Below are 269 nucleotides of genomic sequence, written 5' to 3'. Positions count from 1 at the left end.
CCTTCCAGTTGGCCAACGGCGCGCGCAACATCGAAAGCGTGCAGCTGGGCTTCCGGGTCAACCACCGCAACACGCGCCAGCTGCAGTTCGTGCTGGTGTCGCCCAGCGGCACCCGCAGCGTGGTGCAACCGGCGTTCACCTGGCCGAAGGACGCGGCCACCTCGGCGTTCAGCCTGTTCAACGCGTGCGGCATCCTCTGCATGATCGTGGGTATTGGTGCATCACGGCGGCTGGCGGATCGCTTCGGCAAGCGCGATGTCTTCGGTGGC

Annotated in this window: 1 protein-coding gene; it reads left to right on the top strand. The window is 66.5% G+C overall.

Going from position 1 to position 269, the window contains the following annotated elements; genetic code table 11:
- On the top strand, positions 1-269 hold a 269-nt coding region (locus ABGA94_RS14810), incomplete at both ends, for a proprotein convertase P-domain-containing protein (protein ID WP_375367643.1).

The sequence above is a fragment of the Stenotrophomonas sp. 3diitr2024 genome, from assembly GCF_042136455.1.
Lineage (GTDB): Bacteria > Pseudomonadota > Gammaproteobacteria > Xanthomonadales > Xanthomonadaceae > Stenotrophomonas > Stenotrophomonas sepilia.
Note: the sequence above shows the minus strand (reverse complement) of the source record. Positions and strands in the feature narration are given on the sequence as shown.